This window comes from Hydrogenophaga sp. LT287 (genome assembly GCF_055702805.1).
Genome location: NZ_JBVPZC010000023.1, coordinates 40,050 through 58,715, shown reverse-complemented (window position 1 = coordinate 58,715; position 18,666 = coordinate 40,050). Strand labels below are relative to the sequence as shown.

Below are 18,666 nucleotides of genomic sequence, written 5' to 3'. Positions count from 1 at the left end.
GGTCCTGGAAGTAGCTCATGACGCGCTCGGGGTTTTGCTCCAGCATCGCCATGTGATCGTTGGCCGCATCGCGTAGCTTGGCCTTGGTTCGCACCGGCACGCGCTTGCCCATCTCCTGCTTCAAGTCCGCATTGAGCCGCTCCTCTGGGTTGAGCTGTGGGCTGTAGCTGGGCAGGTAGAACAACTCGATCTGGTCCTGCCGCTCAGCCACCCAAGCCTTCACCAGCTTGCTGTGGTGGACCCGCAGGTTGTCCAGAATCAGAAAGACTTTTTTACCCGCGTCCTTGATCAAAGCTTGTAGGAATTCGATGAGCTTCTCAGCATCGAAAGCCTCGTCAATGATCATCCACCGCGTCTTGCCCTGGTTGGTCACCGTGGCAATCATGGAGAGCTTTTGACGGGTGCCGCCCACGGCCATGGCCACCGGTGTTTTGCCCGCTGGCGCGAAGCTCCTGCCGCGCACATCGGTGTTGACCAAGGCCGTCTCGTCGCCCCAGTGAATCTCGGCCCCCTCGGCCCTGGCGCGCTGCTCAATGCCGGGGTACTCGCCCTCCAACCAAGCCTGCACGGCAGCAGGGCTTTGCTCGTAAGCGCGCTTGATGGGCTTTTGCGGTGTGAAGCCCCAGCGGGTGAGGTACTTGCCGATGCTGCGCACTTGCAGCTTGATGCCAAATTCCTGTTCGATGAGCTGACCCACTGCGGCCCGGCTCCACAAGCTGAAATCCATCTTGAGCTGCTCGGGGCGTTTGTCGATGATCAGGCGCTGGATGGTGTCTTCCTGCGCCTGACCGAGCACCCGGCCATCGCCTCTGGCTCGTCCACGAACAGCGGGACGTATCGCACCCCAGCCGCCAGCGTCAAACAGATCGATAGCCGTTCGCACTGTCGGGTAGCTCAGCCCCGTCATCGTGACGATCTGCATGATCTTGGTGCCTTGTCTGTACAGCCTCACGACCTGTTTGCGTCGTTCGTGAAGTTGCTCCAGTGTCTGACTTCTTGCGCTTTCTTTTTCCATGACACTCTGATCGCGAAAATTAGACAAAGTTCAGACTTTAACGGGCCTTATCTATAAGGGCAAAAGAGCGTGTGAGCATCAACAACGATCTGCATCTGAGCGTGTCTATGCGCTCCTTTCGGGCCGAACATGTGTCGACATGGGTCAAGCACATGCTGGATTTGGATAGCGAAGCTGCCAAGCAGACCTTTGCCTCCGTTCAAAACCGCTATCCCATCGTGTTGACGCGTTCGGTGCCTGCAGCGAAAACATGGCTGAGAACACAAGCCAGAGGTTCAGAGCGCTATGGCATGGTGGTTTCTTCTCAAGCGCTGCGACTGAAGCCACACGCTATTGATGTGCGCGTTGCGACCGATCCAGTCCACTGGTTTCTCGACAACAAAGACGACGTTCGTTCATCCTATTACCTGGAAGACGTGGCCACAGAGTTTCAGGTGCAAGGCCTTGAACTCGACTGGGCATGCGTCGTGTGGGACGCCGATTTTCGATACACACTGAATGGATGGACACACCATTCGTTTGTGGGCAGCCGATGGCAAAACATTCACAAGGCCGATCGGCAGTCATTTCTGAAAAACGCTTACCGGGTTTTGCTGACCCGCGCACGACAAGGCATGGTCATCGTGGTGCCAGAGGGCGATGAGATCGACAAGACCCGGACTCACAGTTTTTACGACTCAACTTTTGATTACTTGAGCGCACTGGGCATTCCCTTGATCCACTGATGCGCTGATGCGCTGATCAACAGCGCAGGGCAAATTGCCGGTCTCGCGCCTGCTTGCGCTGCTCACGGAGCCGATCTTGAGACTCGGCAGTCTGGGGTTGTCTTGCCGTTGCATCCAAATCAGCGATCCGGTTTTCCAATTCCGTGCATGCGTTCTTGTTGGTTGGTGCTGCTACCCGATTGGAGACGGAGCGCTGACCTGGTTCGGTGGACGCCGCAGCGAGGCGGATGCCTTCAGCCATTTTCACTTGCTGATCAAACGGCAAACTGCCTGGCACGTTCACCATGCGGTCGACCAACGCTTTGTGCTGGTTGCAATGCGAGCGGGCCCAAAAAGTGCCGCCGTTGTAGGCTTTGCAATGGAAAAGCGTGGTCACACCGGTCGATGTATGAGCAGGCTGCCGAGGTGCTTCGGGGACCACGGAGCGCGCTACGAGGGTGCCGCCAGCGCAGTCGGTATCTGAATACAGCGTCTGGCCATTGACGATGCACTTCACCCACTGTCGCAGGGGCGCGGCAGCTGACGGTGTATCGGTCACCACTGGTGGCCGAACAACCAACGGCACCGGGCTCACCTGTCGAATCGGTTGCGGCTTGGCTTGCCGCTCAAGCAGCCATTCGTAGCCCTTGAACAAGGCAAATGCGCAGAATGCAAGGATCAAGAAGATGTACAAGCCAGACGGCGCGGTGGATGGGGGTGGCGTGAATGGTGAATCGCGCCGGTGCGGCTCGTGCATGTAGTCCCTGTCCTGCAAGCCCATGGCTTCTTCCCCCCGATTGTTGTGTGGTAACTCAAAAGCCAAGATAGCGCATCACACGTCAATCCCCCTCCCCCACATCGCGCCCCTTGCTGCTGCGCCAGATGGCGCGCACCAGCCACAGCCCGCCCACGAAGGCGCTGGCAAAGCCGATGAAGCCGAAAGCGGGCAGGCCGAAGAGGGTCGGGCCGCCTTTGACGGTCATGACGATGGACGAGCCGATGATGAGCGCAGCGATGACGAGCGCCATGGTGAGGCGGTTGGCGGCGCGGTCGATCTGGTCGCCCACGCGTTTGAGGTGGGCCAGCTCAATGCCCACGTGCATGCGGCCACGCCGGGCGTTGCGCAGCAGGCGCGACACGTCGTGTGGCAGCTGTTCGGCCACGGCCAGGGTGCGGCGCAGGGTTTGCCAGGCGCGGTTGGCCACCACCTTGGGCTGGTAGCGGGCGCGCACCACCTGGCGCAACAGCGGCAGGGCTTCGGTGGTCATGTGAAATTCGGGGTCGAGCCCGCGGCCCATGCCTTCCAGGGTGATGAAGGCTTTGATGAGCAGAGCCATGTCAGACGGCAGGCCAAGGTGGTGTTCGCGCAAGATGGTGGTCACGTCGGCCAGCATCTGGCCCAGGTTGAGCTGGGCCAGCGGGGTGCCGTGGTACTGGTCGACGAAAGCTTCAATTTCGGTTTCCAGCACGGCCAGGTTGACGCCGTGTTCGTCACCGGTCCAGTCAAGCAACACGTCGGCCACGGTCTGGGGGTTGCGCTCGACCAGACCGAGCAACAGGCTGAGCAGCTCTTCGCGCCGGCGCTGCGAAAGGCGCCCGACCATGCCGAAGTCGATGAAGGCGATGCGGTTGCCTTCCAGGTAGAACACATTGCCGGGGTGCGGATCGGCGTGGAAAAAACCGTCTTGCACGATCATTTTCAGCACAGCCTGGCTGCCACGTTGGGCGAGCAGGTTGCGGTCGAAGCCGTTGAGGTCGAGCCCAGCCAGGTCGTTGCCGGCGACACCGCCCACAAAGTCTTGGACGTTGACGCGCTCGGTGGTGTGCTGCCAGTGGACCTTGGGCACCACGATCCAGGGCATGGGTGCGAGATTGGCAGCAATGCGTTCGGCGTTGCGGCATTCGCTGGCCAGGTCCAGCTCGCGCTTGAGGGAGCGCGCCAGTTCGCGCACCAGTTGCTGGGGCCGGTAGGGCTTGAGGTTGGGTATCTCGGCCTCGGCCACGGCGGCCATGCGGCCCAGCAGGCGCAGGTCGGCCTCAATGGTGTCGGTTATGCCGGGGCGGCGAATTTTGACGACCACTTCGGTGCCGTCTTTGAGCTGGGCGCGGTGCACCTGTGCAATGGAAGCCGCGGCCAGGGGCTCGGGGTCGAAGCGTGCAAACACGTCTTCGGGTTCGCCGCCCAGGTCTTCGCGCAGCTGGGGGCGCAAGGTGTCCAGCGGCACAGCGGGCACATGGCTGTGCAGTTTTTCAAATTCGGCAATGAATTCAGGGCCAAACAGGTCGGCACGGCCGGCCAGGATCTGGCCGAGCTTCACAAAGGTGGGGCCGAGTTCTTCAATGGCCAAGCGCACCTGCACCGGCGGTTCAAGCCGGGCGAGGTCGGCCGCATGTTCCCATTTCAGAGCGTGGCCCGCGCTTTCCAGCCGGTCGGCCAGGCCCAGGCGGCGCACGCTGTCGCCAAAACCATGGCGAATCAGCACACCCAAAATTTGATTGAGCCGCCCCATGTCTCGGGCAGCGCCCAGCGTTTCGATCAGCATGGCCGGATGATAGACGGCCCGTCAGGCGTGTGCGCGGCTGAACAAGGGCAAGCGAAACGCAGGGCGAAAAGCCCGCTTGGGCCGGTGGCGTTGCGCCTTGACGTGAACCACTTTTTATCCAGCCAGCAACGGTATGCGGCAAGAATTTCATCACGGCGCGTTTAAAGGCGCATAATCCAAATGTTCGGGCGGTTTCGCTGCCCGTGCAAGTTAGGTGATCGGTCAGTTTCGCGCGCTACGGCGGTACTTTTTTGGTTTGTTGTGCTTTCGGGACCCCATCGCTTTGTTTTATGTATTTTTGAGGAGTCCCCATGGGCAATAAACTTTACGTCGGCAACCTGCCGTACACCGTTCGCGACGAAGACCTGCAACAGTCGTTCAGCGAATTCGGCTCTGTCAACAGCGCCAAAGTCATGATGGAGCGCGACACCGGCCGCTCCAAAGGTTTCGGTTTCGTCGAAATGGGCAATGACGCTGAAGCACAAGCTGCTATCAACGGCATGAATGGCCAGTCGCTCGGCGGCCGCAGCATCACCGTGAACGAAGCTCGTCCGATGGAGGCACGTCCTCCCCGTACCGGCGGCTACGGTGGTGACCGTTCCGGTGGTGGCGGCGGCTACGGCGGCGACCGCTCCGGCGGTGGCGGCTACGGCGGTGGTGGCGGTCGCGGCGGCTACTAAGCCCTGCAATCCCAGTCAACGGCAGCGATGCCGTTGCACCCCAGCTGACACAGCCCTGTGCTGAGTCCAGTAGAAAAGGCTTCAAAACCATGTTTTGAAGCCTTTTTGCTTTGGTGTAGCCAATAAAAACCCCCTGTTATGCAACCCAGCAAAACAGGGGGTTTTTGTCTGGGCAGACCCGTCTGGTGATTGGGGCTTATTTGCGATCAGGCAGTTCGATTTTGACCTCAAGCACTTCCAGGTTGTCCTGGCGCTCCAGCATGACCTTGATGTCGTCCGGATTGATCTTGATGTATTTGCTGATCACGGCCACCAGTTCGCGCTGCAGCGCGGGCAGGTAATCGGGCTCTGCGGCATTGCGGCCGCTGCGCTCGTGCGCCAGGATGATCTGCAGCCGCTCTTTAGCGACGCTGGCGGTTTTCTTTTTCTCGCCGAGCAAGAAGGACAGGAACGACATGCTCATTTCCTTCCAAACACACGCTTGAAGAAGCCCGCCTTTTCGGCTTCGATGAAGCGCAGCGGTTTGTCGGCGCCCAGAAAGCGGTCGATGACATCGCTGTAGGCCTCCGCCACGTCGGTGCCTTTCAGGTGGATCGCCGGCGTGCCCTGGTTGGAAGCGGTGAGCACGTTTTCACTCTCAGGAATGACGCCGATGAGCTTGATACGCAGGATGTCCTGGATGTCCTCGAGCGACAGCATCTGGCCGTCGGCCACGCGCGTGGGGTTGTAGCGCGTGATAAGCAAGTGCTCCTTGATGGGCTCCTTGCCGTCAATGGCGCGCTGCGTCTTGCTGCCCAGCATGCCCAGGATGCGATCGGAATCTCGCACGCTGGAGACTTCGGGGTTGGTGACGATGAGCGCTTCGTCGGCGTAGTGCATGGCCATGAGCGCGCCGGTTTCAATGCCGGCGGGCGAGTCGCACACGATGTACTCAAAACCCATGGCCGAGAGGTCGGTCAGTACCTTGTGCACGCCTTCCTGGCTCAGGGCGTCTTTGTCGCGCGTCTGGCTGGCGGCCAACACAAAGAGGTTGTCACACTGTTTGTCTTTGATGAGCGCCTGGTTCAGGTTGGCTTCACCCTGGATGACGTTGATCAGGTCGTACACCACGCGGCGCTCGCAGCCCATGATCAGATCCAGGTTGCGCAGGCCCACGTCGAAGTCGATCACAGCGGTTTTGTGACCGCGCAGGGCAAGGCCGGTGGCAAAGCTGGCGCTGGTGGTGGTTTTGCCCACCCCGCCTTTGCCGGAGGTGACGACAACGATTTTGGTCATGGTGCGGGTTCTTTCAAATGCAAAAGGGGTGCGGGGTGCAACGGGCGGGTGGCCTGGGGCGTTACACCGATAAAGGGTCGATCACGAGCTTGTCACCGTCGGGGCCCGGCACCAGGCGCACCTGGGCCGCCTTGCCCAGCACGGCGTCGGGCAGGGCCACTTCGCTGGTGCGGTAAATGCCGGCAATGGAAATGAGCTCGGGTGCCATGCTGAGGGCAAATATGCGCGCATCGGTGTTGCCGCGCGCACCTGCAATGGCTTTGCCGCGCAACGGCGCGTACACATGGATGTGCCCATCGGCAATGACTTCTGCACCAGGGTTGACCATGGCCATCACGACCAGGTCGCGCCCGCGGGCATAGACCTGCTGACCCGAGCGCAGGGGTTTGTCGATGACCAGGGCACTTGCAGCAGGCTGCGGTGCTGCCACCGGCTCTGGGGCTCGCGCTGCGGTGGTGCTGGCTGCGGGGGCTGGCGCTGCACGCTGCACGGTAGCGTCGGGCGCCGGAGTGAGGCCGGCGGCAATGGCATCGGCCATTTGCGCTTCGTTGCCGCCGCGCACGGCCAGCGGGGTCAGCCGGTATTGGCGCAGCAGGTGCACCAGCGCTGCAAAGTCCAGGCTGGCGTCGGGTTCGGCCACTTGCAACGGGAACAGGTCGATGACCAGCGAGTCGTGGTCAAAGAAGTCGGGCATGTCACCAAACCGCTGGGCAAATTCGGTGCTCAGGCGGGCCAGGTCGGCAGATTTGAGCAGCAAGGCCACCAGAGGCAGGTTGGCACTCTTGATCTCGAAGGTGGCAGGCGCGTTGGCAGCGAGGGCAACGGACATGGGTGGGGCAACAGACTCAAAAACCGGGGATTCCAGGGGAAAAAGCAACGGGCTCGAATCACCGTTCAGGCCCGCCACCAAGCGCTGGCATCTTAACAGCCGGGTACCGCACCGCTACAGAGCGCTTGTAGCCAAGTGTGAGCGACCAGCGCCATGGCGGGCCCGCGGCCAGACGCATGCGCTGGGCTGGGCTTGCGATTGGACAAGGCGCGTTGGGCTGCATCGCCACACACTTGATCGGTATGAAACCTCTGCCCAAAGCCTCTGCGGTGCGCCAACCCCAAAAGAAACCGCCTGACCCGGGCCTGGGGCAGGCGCTGGTGTGGCTGCGCATGACACGTCCGGCGTTTTTGTGGCTCACGGTGGTGGCCTGTGTGCTGGGCACCGCAACCGCTGCAGCCTGCGGCTGCGGGCTCGACCTGCCGCTGGCGCTCGGTGCCACCGCGTTGGCCGTGCTGGCACACGCGGCAGGCAATGTGTTGAACGACCTGCACGACGCACGCAATGGAGCAGATTCGGCCAACCAGCGGGGCATCTTTCCGTTCACAGGCGGTTCGCGGCTGATACAGACCGGCGTGGCGACCGAGCGGCAAACCGCCGAACTGGCCTTCGCGCTGGTGTTGTTTCTGGTACCGGCCGGACTGCTGCTGGCGGCTAAAGCCGGTGGTGGTGTGTTGCTGCTGGGCTTGGCGGGACTGGTGCTGGCCTGGGCTTACTCGGCACCACCGCTGCGGTTGATGTCTCGCGGGTTGGGCGAACTGACGGTGGCACTCGTGTGGTTTCTGGTGGTGGTGGGCGCGGACTATGTGCAGCGCCGCCACTTTTTCCCCATACCCGCCTGGGTAGCGTTGGGTTTTGCGCTGCTGGTGGCAGCGCTGCTGCTGATCAACGGGTTTCCGGACGCTGAAGCCGATGCCCAAGTGGGCAAGCGCACCTTGGTGGTGAGGCTTGGTCCCGTAAAGGCCAGCGCGTTGTATGCCGTGCTGGCGCTCGGCGCTCACCTGTGGTTGGTGGCCGGCGTCTGGCTGTTGGTGCCGCCAAGCCAGGCGCTGTGGGGGCTGGTTTCTTTGCCGTTTTCCCTGGCGGCTGCTGGATGGCTGGCACAACACATGCACCAACCCGACAGGTTGAAACCTGCTCTGGTACTCAGCGTCATAGCGGTGTTGCTGCACGGACTGGGTCTCGCCGCCGGTTTTGCCCAACTGGCGCGGTTGCACTGAAAAACGCGCCACGGCCGCTCGAAACGACAGCCCAAAACTGGCTTGCCAAAGCAATTGGTCACAACCCTGTGGGTAACTTTTTAATAACCACGGGGTTATCCACAGAAGACCGCCGCTTGGTCCAGTTGTCCCCTTTTCGGTCGCCGGGAAACAGGGCCGTCTGCACAGGCTTTGGCAGCACCCAAGTGCTTGTCCCGCTTGAAGAAAACCAGCTTGTCCACACAAAACGGCCCCCTCTACTACTGCTACTAATTTGTATTAAAGCTATAGAGAGATAAGAAGCGGGAACCGAAAACCCGTTTTTTGCGCCGTTTTGGGTTGCCGGCCAACACCTTGGTAGGCAAAAAGTTGATTTTTTTCGGCTGACGCAACCATCGGTTCCATGACCCTTTGCGTGTACCAGGTCCTTTGCGGCAGTTGATTTCAATGTTCAAACGGTTCAGCCATGCCCACCAGGGCGGTTGTGAGCGCCTGGAAGCGGCCGAGCGGGGTGCTGGGAGGGCCGGGACCGATCAGGCGCGGCAGATGCCTGAGCGCGTGATGAACGCCCTGCAGGGCAATCACCTGGCTTGGCAAGACCGGGCGCCTGGGGGGTTGAAGACGCTCGGGACCTTCATAACCATGGATTTCCCAGGTCTCAGAGGCTGGCGGGTCGGTAACAACGGCCCAAACCGGTGTTTTGGCCCGAAAAAAACGGCTTCCGAAAGAGGTTGATCACAACCTTGTGGGTAACTTTTTAATAACCACGGGGTTATCCACAGAAGACCGCCGCTTGGCCCAGTTGTCCCCTTTTCGGTTGCCAGGAAACAGGGCCGTCTGCACAGGCTTTGGCAGCACCCAAGTGCTTGTCCCGCTTGAAGAAAACCGGCTTGTCCACACAAAACGGCCCCCTCTACTACTGCTACTAATTTGTATTAAAGCTATAGAGAGATAAGAAGCGGGAACCCGAAGGCGAAAAAAAACCGCCAGGACGGGCGGTTTTGATAGGAAAACGTGCCTGGCTCTACAGGGCGTGCGTCACCAACTTGAAGTCCGGGTCTTCGGCAAAGGTTTTCACTGCAAAGCCCAAGCCTTTCATGAGCTTGAGCATGCCCGGGTTGTTCGCCAGCACCAAGCCTTCAATTTCGGTCAAACCCTTGTCGCGCGCTTCTTCCATGATGCTCAGCATGAGCCGCGAACCCAGGCCTTTGCCGTTGAAATCGTCGGCCACCACCAGCGAAAACTCGCAACTGGCTTTGTCGGGGTTGGTGATGTAGCGGGACACGCCCACGATGCGCTCGGTTTCCACCGGTTCGCCCCCTGGGCCAGGCTGGCGGGTGCGGTGGATGGCCACCAGCGCCATTTCGCGGTCGTAATCGATCAAGGTGAGCCGCGAGAGCATGGATGGCGGCAGCTCTTTGAGCGACGATACAAAGCGGAAATACCGGCTTTCGGGCGACAGGTGTTGCACCAGGTCTTGCAGCATCTGGGCGTCGTCGGGGTGGATGGGGCGGATGGTGTACTCGCCACCGCCGCGCAGCGGCCAGACCTGCTCGTAACGCGCCGGGTAGGGCAGGATGGCCAGGTGGGCGTAGTTGCGGGCGGTGGCGGGCGCGTTGTCGATAACGATGCGCGCGTCCACCGCCACCGCACCCGATGCGTCCACGATGATGGGGTTGATGTCCATTTCACGCAGCTGGGGCAGTTCGCACACCATTTCTGACACGCGCAGCAGCACGTGTTCGAGCGCATCCATGTCCACCGCGCCGGCGCCGCGCCATTCGCCCAGGGTTTCGGCCACGCGGGAGCGGTCAATGAGCCGGCGGGCCAGAAACTGGTTGAGCGGCGGCAGTTCCATGGCGCGGTCGTTGATCAGCTCGATCATGGTGCCGCCGGCGCCGAAGGCAATGACCGGGCCAAACGGGTCGTCGGTGACGAGGCCGATGTAGAGTTCGCGGCCGCGTTTGTTGCGCGCCATTTTCTGGATGGTGACGCCGTTGATGCGGGCGCCGGACTGGGCTTTGGCCACGGCCTGGATCATGGTGTTGTACACATCGCGCACACCCACGGCGTTCATCACGTTGAGCGCCACGCCGTTCACATCGCTTTTGTGGCTGATGTCGGGTGAATCGATCTTGAGCGCCACCGGGTAGCCCAGCTGGGTGGCGATCATCATGGCTTCGTTGGCGCTGCGCGCCAGAATGGTCTGTGTGACCGGGATGTGAAAGGCCGAGAGCAGGGCCTTGGACTCCATTTCGGTGAGCACCTTGCGGCGCTCGGTCAACACGTTTTCGATCAGCAGGCGCGCGCCTTCAATGTCGGGCTTGGCCAGGGTGGACAATGGCGGCGGCGTTTGCTGCAGCAGTTGCTGGTTTTCGTAAAAACTGGCGATGTTGCCAAAGGCACCCACGGCGGCTTCGGGCGTGCGAAAGCTGGGAATGGCGGCGGCCGCCAGCACTTCGCGGGCTTCGATCACCGAGGCGTCGCCCATCCAGCAGCACAGCAGCGGTTTGCTCATCTGGGTTTTGAGGCTGGCCATGGCGCGCGCCACGTCGGCGGCGTTGGTGCCGGCTTTGGGCGAGTGCACCACCAGCACGCCGTCGATGCTGCGGTCGTGGCCGGCGGCGTCGATGGCGGCCTGGTAGTGCGCCGGTGTGGCTTCTTCAGACAGGTCGATCAGGTCGCACAGCGAGGCCAGGGCGGGCAGCTGGGGTTGCAGCGCCTTCACGGTGTCGGGTGCCAGGCGGCCCAGTTCCAGGTGGATTTCGCTCACCCAGTCGGCCGCCAGCACGCCGGGGCCGCCGCCGTTGGTGACGATGGCCAGGCGCTTGCCCACCGGGCGGTAGCGCGAGGCCAGGCATTTGGCGGCAGAAAACAGCTCGACGAACGAGCGCACCCGCACCGCGCCGGCGCGTCGCAGGGCGGCGTCAAACACGTCGTCGCTGCCCACAATGGTGCCGCTGTGGGTCTGGGCGGCTTGGTTACCGGCTTTTTTGCGCCCGGCTTTGAGCACGACCACCGGCTTGGCGTTGGCGGCTGCGCGCAGCGCGCTCATGAAGCGCCGGGCGTTGGAAATGCCTTCCATGTAGACCACGATGCTGTGCGTTTGCGCATCCGACGCCAGGTAGTCGAGCACCTGGGCAATGTCCACCGACGTGTTGGGGCCCAGCGAGACCACGGTGGAGAAGCCCACGGCGTTGAGGCTGGCCCAGTCGAGGATGGAGGCGGTGAGCGCGCCCGACTGTGAAACGAGGGCCAGTGGGCCGGGGTTGGTCAGTGGGCCAGCCACGCTGGCATTGAGGCCGCTGCGGGGGCGCTGAAAGCCCATGCTGTTGGGGCCCAGCAGGTGCATGCCGTGGCGGCGCGCCACGCGGTGCATTTCCAGCGCCAGCTCGGCTGTGATGCCGCTGCCCACCACCAGGGCCGCGCGGCACTTGATGCGGCCCGCCACTTCCAGCGCTTCAATGGCTTCGGCCGGTGGCAGCACGATGATGGCCAGGTCGGCCCGGGTCTGGGCCAGGTCGGCCAGGGTGCCGGTGGTGTGGATGTCCAGAAACACCAGCGTGCCGCTGAAGCGTTGCTGGGTGATGGCGGCGACCAGCGCCCGGGCCTGGGGGGTTTGTAGCTCGGCGTTGTCGGCCTGGCCAGCAAAGACCGCAATGGTTTCAGGCTCGAAGAGGGGGGTAAGGTAGTGTTTGTCCATGGGGGACTCAGATTGCTGCAAAAAAGAATATGGAGGGGTGTGGATGGGTGGAGAAAACCTTTGAACCCAACCCACACACCCGGCAGCGACGAGGCAAGCGCGTCCCGTGACGTGTGGCGATTCGGCCGTTCAGTCAGCGCCAATCAGCACACGCACATGGGCCGCCACACTGCGCGCCAGCGGGCTGAGCACATAGCCACCTTCCAGGCAGGAAATGATGCGCCCCTGGCTGTGTTTTCGGGCGATTTTCATGAGTTCTTGAGTGACCCAGGCGTAATCGGCTTCCACCAGGCCCAGGTTGCCCATGTCGTCTTCGCGGTGCGCGTCAAAGCCGGCCGATATGTAGATCAGCTCGGGGGCAAAGGCGTCGAGTGCGGGGATCCAGTGTTCGGTGACGGCTTCGCGAAAAGCGTCGCTGCCCGATCGGCTGGGCAGACCGACGTTGACCATGTTGTCGCCGGTGGCGGTTTCGCCGTTGAACGGGTACAGGCCTTTTTCAAAGATGGAGCACATCAGCACGCGCTCGTCGCCTCGAAAAATGTCTTCGCTGCCGTTGCCGTGGTGCACGTCAAAGTCGATCAGAGCCACGCGTTGCACACCGTGTGCGTTGAGCGCGTGGCGAATGCCCACGGCCACGTTGTTGAAAAAACAGAAGCCCATGGCGGCCGAGCGTTCGGCGTGGTGGCCGGGCGGGCGCACGCAGCAAAAGGCGGTGGGCGCGTCGCCGGCCAGCACCAGGTCGGTGGCTTGCACGGCGGCGCCGGCGGCGCGCAGGGCGGCCGTGAGTGTGTGGGGACACATGTTGGTGTCCGGGTCGACCGCGTGCAGGCCTTCGGAGGGTGAAGCGTTGAAGATTTCACTGACGTAGAGCGAAGCATGTGCACGCGCCAATTGCTCCTGGGTGGCCAGGGGCGCGTCGTACGGGATCATGTAGTCCAGCAAGCCCTTGACCAGCAGGTGGTCGTTGATGGCGCCCAGGCGGTCGGGGCATTCGGGGTGGTGTGGGCCCATGTCGTGGCGGGCGCAGTCGGCGTGGGTGATGTAGGCGGACAGCAAGTCGGGTCTCCTCGGCTTTGGTACGGGTGGTGATCGGGCGGTGTTCCCGCAGGCATCGGACGTGCCTGTGCAGGGTGAATTTGCCAATCTAGACCCGAATGCTGACGGCTGCCTTGATGCAGCGCAACATGCACGTGGCGTGCCTCTGGACGGGGCGAACCTGTTCGAGCAGGCGGCTGATGCTCAGCGGCCGGTTGGGGTGTTGAAGCACCTGCCGCTGATGGGTTGTTTTTAATGCAGTCCGGTCAGGCTGGCTGCTACCGCACGTTTGAATGGGGTGAACCGCTCACCCAAACCCACCAGGGCCTGGCGCACGAAGCGGGCGGGTGCTTCTTCGCGGGTGTAGAGCTGGGCCAGTGCGTGGGTGGCCAGGTACAGGCCGCGGCTGGCACGCTGGTGGGTGCGTTGGTAGCGTTCCAGCAGGGCGGGCGAGGCGATGTCCTGGCCTTGCTGGTGCGCCTGGATGAGCAGTTGCGCCAGGGTGTCGATGCTGCGCAGGCCCAGGTTGAAACCGTGGGCGGTAACGGGGTGCATGCCCACGGCGGCGTCGCCCACCGCAGCAAAGCGCTGTGCCACCAGGCGGCGCGCCCACACGCCCACCAGCGGGTAGGCGTGGCGGGTGCTGCACAGGCGCATGGCGCCCAGCTGGTGGCCAAAGCGCTCGGCCATGGCGGTGTTGAATGGGGCTTCGGGCAGGTCCAGCAGCGGTTGCAAGGCTTGGCTGGGCAGGGTGAGCACCACCGACGAACGTGGCAGGCCCGTCTGCGGGCAGGGGTTCATGGGCAGCAGGGCCAGCGTCTGGCCGTGGTCAAACCATTCCCACGCGGTTTCATGGTGGGATTGTTCGTGCGTCATGTTGCACACCAGCATGGTGCGGCCGTAGTCGTGCAGGTCGGCCGGTATGCCCATGGCGCGGCGGGTGCTGGAATGGCGGCTGTCGGCGGCCACGGCCAGCCGTGCGCTCAGGGTGGTGCCGCTGGCCAGGGTGATGTGGGCACCCTGGGCGTTGGTGTGGATGTGCGTGACCTGTTGCTCGCTGTACAGGGTGGGGGGCGTGCCCGGTGTGTCACCGTCCGTGGCCAGGGCCGCTTCAAAGGCGGCGCGGCGGATGTGGTGGTTGGCCACCAGGTGGCCCAGCTCGGGTTTGGGGCTGAGCCTGTGGCTGATGTGCATGCGCGACTGGCCGCGGCCCGCACCGCCGTCGAGCACCAGCGCGTCGCGCAACGGGGCGATGTGGGTTTCGCCCAGGTGGTGCCACACGCCGAGCTGGCGCAGCAGCGCCGCGCTGTGCTGGGTGAGGGCAATTTCACGGCCGTCAAACGCCGGGTTTTGCAACGTGGCCACGCTGCTTTGCTCCACCAGGCCGACGTGCAAACCGCTGCCCCGCAAAGCTTGGGCGAGGCACAGCCCGGCGGGGCCGGCGCCGATGATGATGAGGTCAAAGTCCATGGCGGGGCAGCTTATCGGCAGGCTGCTGCGCGGGGCTTGATGTGCATCAAGCAAAACAGCCCCGGGGTGGCCGGGGCTGTTGGGCTGGGCATGCGTCTGGCGCCCTGGGTTCAGCTTTGTTTGAGCATGCCGGCTTCACAGCCCATGCCACCCATGCCTTTGTGGTCACCGTGCATGCCATGGTGGCCGCCTTTGCCACCCATGCGGTGTTCACCCTTCATGCCGGCGCGCTGCATGCCGCCGTGCGCCTGGGTGTCAAACACTTTTTGCTGTTCGGGCGTGAGCGCGGCGTAGAAACTTTTGGTGGCGTCGATGCGCTTGGCCATCTGTGCGTCGCGCTCGGCTTTCAGGGCTTGCATTTTGTCCAGGCGCTCAGGCGTGGTCAGCTTGGACCAGTCTTCCCGCGCACCGGCCTTCATGGCGCGGGGCTCGTGCGCGGTGCGGGCCACAAAGGCGTTCCAGGCAGGTTCTTGCTCGGCGCTGAGCTTCAGCTCGGCCTTCAGCTTGGCCTGGCGCTCGGCGTGGTATTGCTGCATGCGCTCCATGCGCTGGGCATGGCGTTGGCTCATGTCGGGCTTGCCAGCTTCGGTGGTGGCCTGTGCCATGTGCTGTGCGTGTGTGCCGTGCGGCATGCCACCCATGCCTTGTGCAATGGCGGTGGCCGATATGCCCACAAAAGCGGTGGCCAGTGCGGCGGCGATGAGGCCTTTTTTGGAAATCAGTTTCATGGTGTTCACTCCTGAGTCGGTGGTTGAAAGACGTTCCTGAAACCGCAGCGGGTGTGTGTTTCTGGAATGGGTTCAGTGTGCGAGCACCGTGTATCGGCTCGGTGACCTATTGAGTCGCTTCTGTAAAGTTTTGTTCCGAAGACCCCATGGGTCTTGATCCCGTTTCCGGGTTGAACCTTGCGCCAGATCAAGGATGGCTCAGGTCGTCCAGGATGGGGCAGCCGGGTCGCCCGTCGCCAGGGCACAGGTGCAGCAGACCGTCCAGGCTGCGCTGCATGGCCTGCAGCGCTTCGATGCGCTGGCTCAGTTCGTCGCGGTGTTTTTGGGCAATGCGTTTCACGCTGGCGCTGCTGCGCCGGCGGTTGTGCCACAGGCTCACCAGCTCGGCAATGGCGTCCAGGCCAAAGCCCATGTCGCGCGAGCGGCGGATGAAGCGCAGCGTGTGCACATCGGCCAGGCTGTACTGGCGGTAGTTGCTGTCGGTGCGGTTGACGGTGCCCAGCAGGCCGAGCGATTCGTAGTGGCGCAGCATCTTGGGCGAAATGCCGCTGAGCCGCGCCGCCGTGCCAATGTTGACCGGCCAGGCGTTGACCGCGTCGAGCGACGGATCGGCTTCGCTGGCGTGGCTGCAGGCTTTCATGCCGCGACCGTGTAGCCTTCTTCGCGGATCGCTTCGGCCACCGTTTCGCGGGGCTGTTCGGTGTCCACTTCAACCCGGTTCTGGCTGCGGTCGATGCTGACGACGGCTTGGGGGTCGAGCAGCTTGATAGCGGTGGTCACGGCTTTTTCACAATGGCCGCAGGTCATGCCTTGCACGGAAAAGATCTGGTTCATGGTGGGTTCCAATGGTGTTGGTTAGGGGTGAGCCTATGTTCAAGCTTGACACCGTGTCAAGGTCAAGTCTGATGCAGAAAACAAGATACACCTTGTCGCTTGACCTTCCCACCGGGGTAAAGCTTATGCTGCTGGCATGACAAGTTTGAATGTACCGAACCAAGCCACTGGCCACGCCCAACAGACCGACCCCACCGCTTCGAGCCAGATCGATCTGGGCATCGGGGGCATGACCTGTGCCTCGTGCGTGTCGCGGGTGGAAAAGACGCTGAAGAAGCAGGCGGGTGTGAGCGACGCCACGGTGAACCTGGCCACCGAGTCGGCCCGCATCACGCTGGCGGGCGCGGGCGACGCCGAGACCCTTGCCCGGCTCAAACGCGCCGTGCGCGACGCCGGTTACGAGCCGCGCACCAACGACGCCATGGACGACGCCACCCCCGCACACTGGCTGGGTGTGCCGCTGGATTTGTGGCCGGTGCTGGTGGGTGTTTTGTTGTCGGCACCGCTGGCGCTGCCCATGGTGGGCGACCTGTTTGGCAAACACTGGATGCTGCCCGCCTGGATCCAGTTTGTGCTGGCCACGCCGGTGCAGTTTGTGCTGGGTGCGCGGTTTTACAAAGCCGGCTGGCACGCGCTGAAGGCCCTCACCGGCAACATGGAGCTGCTGGTGGCCATCGGCACCACGGCGGGTTGGGCGCTGTCCACCTGGCTGTGGTGGAAGGCCGAGCCGGGCGAGATGGTGCACCTGTATTACGAGGGCTCGGCGGTGGTGATCACGCTGGTGCTGCTGGGCAAATGGCTGGAAACCCGCGCCAAGCGCCAGACCACCAGCGCCATCCGTGCGCTGCACGCGCTGCGGCCCGAGCGCGCTCATTTGCTGCCCGATGGCGTGCGCCGCATCGAGCTCACCGACGTGCCGGTGGACGAGCTGTTGCCGGGCGACATCATCCGCGTGTTGCCCGGTGAGCGCTTTGCGGCCGACGGCGAGGTGCTGCTGGGGCACACGCAGGCCGACGAGTCGATGCTGACCGGCGAGGCCATGCCGGTGGCCAAAGAGCCGGGTGATTTTGTGACCGGCGGCGCGCTCAACGGCGAGGGCTCGGTGGAGGTGCGCGTGCGTGCGATTGGCGCGCAAAGCGTGCTGGCCCAGATCATTGCGCTGGTGCAGGACGCGCAGGCCGCCAAGGCGCCGGTGCAGCGCCTGGTGGACCAGGTGGCCGCGGTGTTTGTGCCGGTGGTGCTGGTCATCGCGCTGGTCACGCTGGGCGCCTGGCTGTACCTCGGCGCGCCGGTGGAAGAGGCCTTGCTGCATGCCGTGGCCGTGTTGGTGATTGCCTGCCCCTGCGCGCTCGGCCTGGCCACGCCCACGGCCATCATGGCGGGCACCGGTGTGGCCGCGCAGCACGGTATCTTGATCAAAGACGCGCAGGCGTTGGAGATCGCGCACCGCGTGGACACGGTGGCGTTTGACAAGACCGGCACCCTGACCGTGGGCCACCCCCGGTTGCAGGTGATTGAAGCCGCCGCCGGCGTGGACGAGCTGGCGGTGCTGCAGGCGGCCAGCGCACTGCAGGCGCAGAGCGCCCACCCGCTGGCCCGCGCCGTGCTGGACGCTGCCACCGCGCGCGGCTTGGCGGTGGCGCCCGACGCTGCGCAAGACGTGCAAGCCGTGGCTGGGCGCGGCGGCTGGGGCACCGTGCAGGGCGCGCGGCTGGCGCTGGGCAGCCTGCGCTGGATGGACGAACTCGCGGCACCGCTGGGCCCGCTGGCCGTGCGCGCGCAGGTGTTGCAAAACGAAGGCGCCACGGTGTCGGTGCTGGCCGCGCAAAACGAGGCCGGCACCTGGGCACCGCTGGCGCTGCTGGCGTTTGCCGACGAAGCCAAGCCAGGCGCCGCCGCCGCGCTGGCGGGGCTGCGCGCGCAGGGCATGCGCTTGTTCATGGTGTCGGGCGACAACCAGGGCGCCGCCTTGGTCATGGCCCAAAAGCTGGGCCTGAAGGCTGAAGCGGGCGAGGTGATTGCCGAGGTGCTGCCGGGTGACAAGGCGGCGGTGATCAAGCAACTGCGGCTTGGAGAAGGCGCCGGCGCAGACCAAGCAACAAGCCATCACACCGTTGCCATGGTGGGCGACGGCGTGAACGACGCGCCTGCGCTGGCGGCTGCCGACGTGGGCCTGGCCATGAGCCACAGCCAGGGCGGCAGCTCGGACGTGGCGATGCACGCCGCTGGCATCACGTTGATGCGGGGCGACCCGATGCTGGTGGCCGCCGCGCTGGACATTTCGCGCCGCACCGTGTCCAAGATCCGGCAAAACCTGTTTTGGGCCTTTGCCTACAACGCGGCCGGTATTCCGCTGGCCGCGCTGGGCTACCTGAGCCCGGTGCTGGCCGGTGCCGCCATGGCGCTGAGTTCGGTGAGTGTGGTGAGCAACGCCCTGCTGCTCAAGCGCTGGAAACCCCCGGTGACGCCGCCGGCAGTGGCCGAGCACCCACCGGGTGCATGAGCTGCGGCATGGCCAGCCGCGTTTGGCGCCTGCCTGTGCGCCTACAGGTTTTGCTGTTCCCTTGCTGCAGCGCCGGCGGTGGGGCGGTGGTAAGGTCGCGCCCCGCTGGCCGCTTCCCCTGCGTCGCGGCCTTGGCTCCCCATTCCCT

The 18,666-nt window shown here is 63.6% G+C and carries 16 protein-coding genes; 4 read left to right on the top strand and 12 right to left on the bottom strand.

The features are described 5' to 3' along the window. Window positions 1–1,015 (bottom strand): IS630 family transposase (locus AC0GNR_RS15075; RefSeq protein WP_472901483.1); only part of this gene is annotated, 1,015 nt, incomplete at its 3' end. Window positions 1,016–1,068: 53 nt separating this feature from the next. Here AC0GNR_RS15075 and AC0GNR_RS15070 point away from each other — a divergent pair. Further along, entirely contained in the window at window positions 1,069–1,740 is a 672-nt protein-coding gene (locus AC0GNR_RS15070; protein WP_472901731.1) for a DNA/RNA helicase domain-containing protein, read from the top strand. A gap of 16 nt (window positions 1,741–1,756) precedes the next feature. Here AC0GNR_RS15070 and AC0GNR_RS15065 read toward each other — a convergent pair whose 3' ends face one another. Together AC0GNR_RS15065 and AC0GNR_RS15060 are read right to left on the bottom strand one after the other, a co-directional pair. Further along, window positions 1,757–2,476: a hypothetical protein gene (locus tag AC0GNR_RS15065; protein ID WP_472901729.1), complete on the bottom strand. Its 720-nt coding sequence runs from the start codon at window positions 2,474–2,476 to the stop codon at window positions 1,757–1,759. 82 nt (window positions 2,477–2,558) lie between these two features. Next, entirely contained in the window at window positions 2,559–4,262 is a 1,704-nt protein-coding gene (locus AC0GNR_RS15060; RefSeq protein ID WP_472901728.1) for an ABC1 kinase family protein, read from the bottom strand. A gap of 311 nt (window positions 4,263–4,573) precedes the next feature. Here AC0GNR_RS15060 and AC0GNR_RS15055 point away from each other — a divergent pair, with 311 nt between their 5' ends. Beyond that, entirely contained in the window at window positions 4,574–4,942 is a 369-nt protein-coding gene (locus tag AC0GNR_RS15055; protein ID WP_472901727.1) for an RNA recognition motif domain-containing protein, read from the top strand. A 196-nt stretch (window positions 4,943–5,138) separates the two neighbouring features. Here the strand turns inward: AC0GNR_RS15055 and minE are convergent, their stop codons facing one another. The 3 genes from minE to minC form a co-directional block, all read right to left on the bottom strand. After that, window positions 5,139–5,399 (bottom strand): cell division topological specificity factor MinE, encoded by a 261-nt coding sequence (minE, locus tag AC0GNR_RS15050; protein WP_439112399.1) that lies wholly within the window; start codon window positions 5,397–5,399, stop codon window positions 5,139–5,141. Window positions 5,400–5,401: 2 nt separating this feature from the next. After that, window positions 5,402–6,217, bottom strand: a complete 816-nt coding sequence (gene minD / locus AC0GNR_RS15045; protein WP_472901726.1) for a septum site-determining protein MinD — start codon at window positions 6,215–6,217, stop codon at window positions 5,402–5,404. 61 nt (window positions 6,218–6,278) lie between these two features. Further along, window positions 6,279–7,046 (bottom strand): septum site-determining protein MinC, encoded by a 768-nt coding sequence (gene minC, locus AC0GNR_RS15040; RefSeq protein ID WP_472901725.1) that lies wholly within the window; start codon window positions 7,044–7,046, stop codon window positions 6,279–6,281. A gap of 242 nt (window positions 7,047–7,288) precedes the next feature. Here minC and AC0GNR_RS15035 point away from each other — a divergent pair, with 242 nt between their 5' ends. Next, window positions 7,289–8,266 carry a UbiA family prenyltransferase gene (locus tag AC0GNR_RS15035; protein WP_472901724.1) on the top strand — a complete coding sequence of 326 codons (978 nt, stop codon included), beginning with the start codon at window positions 7,289–7,291 and terminating at the stop codon, window positions 8,264–8,266. Window positions 8,267–9,269: 1,003 nt separating this feature from the next. On the opposite strand, the gene AC0GNR_RS15030 is transcribed toward AC0GNR_RS15035, so the two are convergent. The 6 genes from AC0GNR_RS15030 to AC0GNR_RS15005 form a co-directional block, all read right to left on the bottom strand. Then, complete coding sequence (locus AC0GNR_RS15030) at window positions 9,270–11,948, bottom strand: bifunctional acetate--CoA ligase family protein/GNAT family N-acetyltransferase (protein ID WP_472901723.1); 2,679 nt, start codon at window positions 11,946–11,948, stop codon at window positions 9,270–9,272. Window positions 11,949–12,077: 129 nt separating this feature from the next. Further along, window positions 12,078–12,959: a histone deacetylase family protein gene (locus tag AC0GNR_RS15025; RefSeq protein WP_472901730.1), complete on the bottom strand. Its 882-nt coding sequence runs from the start codon at window positions 12,957–12,959 to the stop codon at window positions 12,078–12,080. Window positions 12,960–13,235: 276 nt separating this feature from the next. After that, complete coding sequence (gene ubiM / locus AC0GNR_RS15020) at window positions 13,236–14,453, bottom strand: 5-demethoxyubiquinol-8 5-hydroxylase UbiM (RefSeq protein ID WP_472901722.1); 1,218 nt, start codon at window positions 14,451–14,453, stop codon at window positions 13,236–13,238. Between the two features lie 110 nt (window positions 14,454–14,563). After that, complete coding sequence (locus AC0GNR_RS15015; protein ID WP_472901721.1) at window positions 14,564–15,181, bottom strand: Spy/CpxP family protein refolding chaperone; 618 nt, start codon at window positions 15,179–15,181, stop codon at window positions 14,564–14,566. A gap of 187 nt (window positions 15,182–15,368) precedes the next feature. Next, window positions 15,369–15,821 (bottom strand): Cu(I)-responsive transcriptional regulator, encoded by a 453-nt coding sequence (gene cueR / locus AC0GNR_RS15010; protein ID WP_472901720.1) that lies wholly within the window; start codon window positions 15,819–15,821, stop codon window positions 15,369–15,371. Then, window positions 15,818–16,015 (bottom strand): heavy-metal-associated domain-containing protein, encoded by a 198-nt coding sequence (locus tag AC0GNR_RS15005; RefSeq protein WP_472901719.1) that lies wholly within the window; start codon window positions 16,013–16,015, stop codon window positions 15,818–15,820. The genes cueR and AC0GNR_RS15005 overlap by 4 nt, the downstream gene beginning before the upstream one ends. A gap of 136 nt (window positions 16,016–16,151) precedes the next feature. On the opposite strand from AC0GNR_RS15005, the gene AC0GNR_RS15000 reads away from it, so the two are divergent. Continuing rightward, the gene (locus AC0GNR_RS15000) at window positions 16,152–18,518 is read left to right on the top strand and encodes a heavy metal translocating P-type ATPase (protein WP_472901718.1); all 2,367 of its coding nucleotides are present in this window, start codon (window positions 16,152–16,154) and stop codon (window positions 18,516–18,518) included. The last annotated feature ends 148 nt before the right edge of the window (window positions 18,519–18,666 follow it).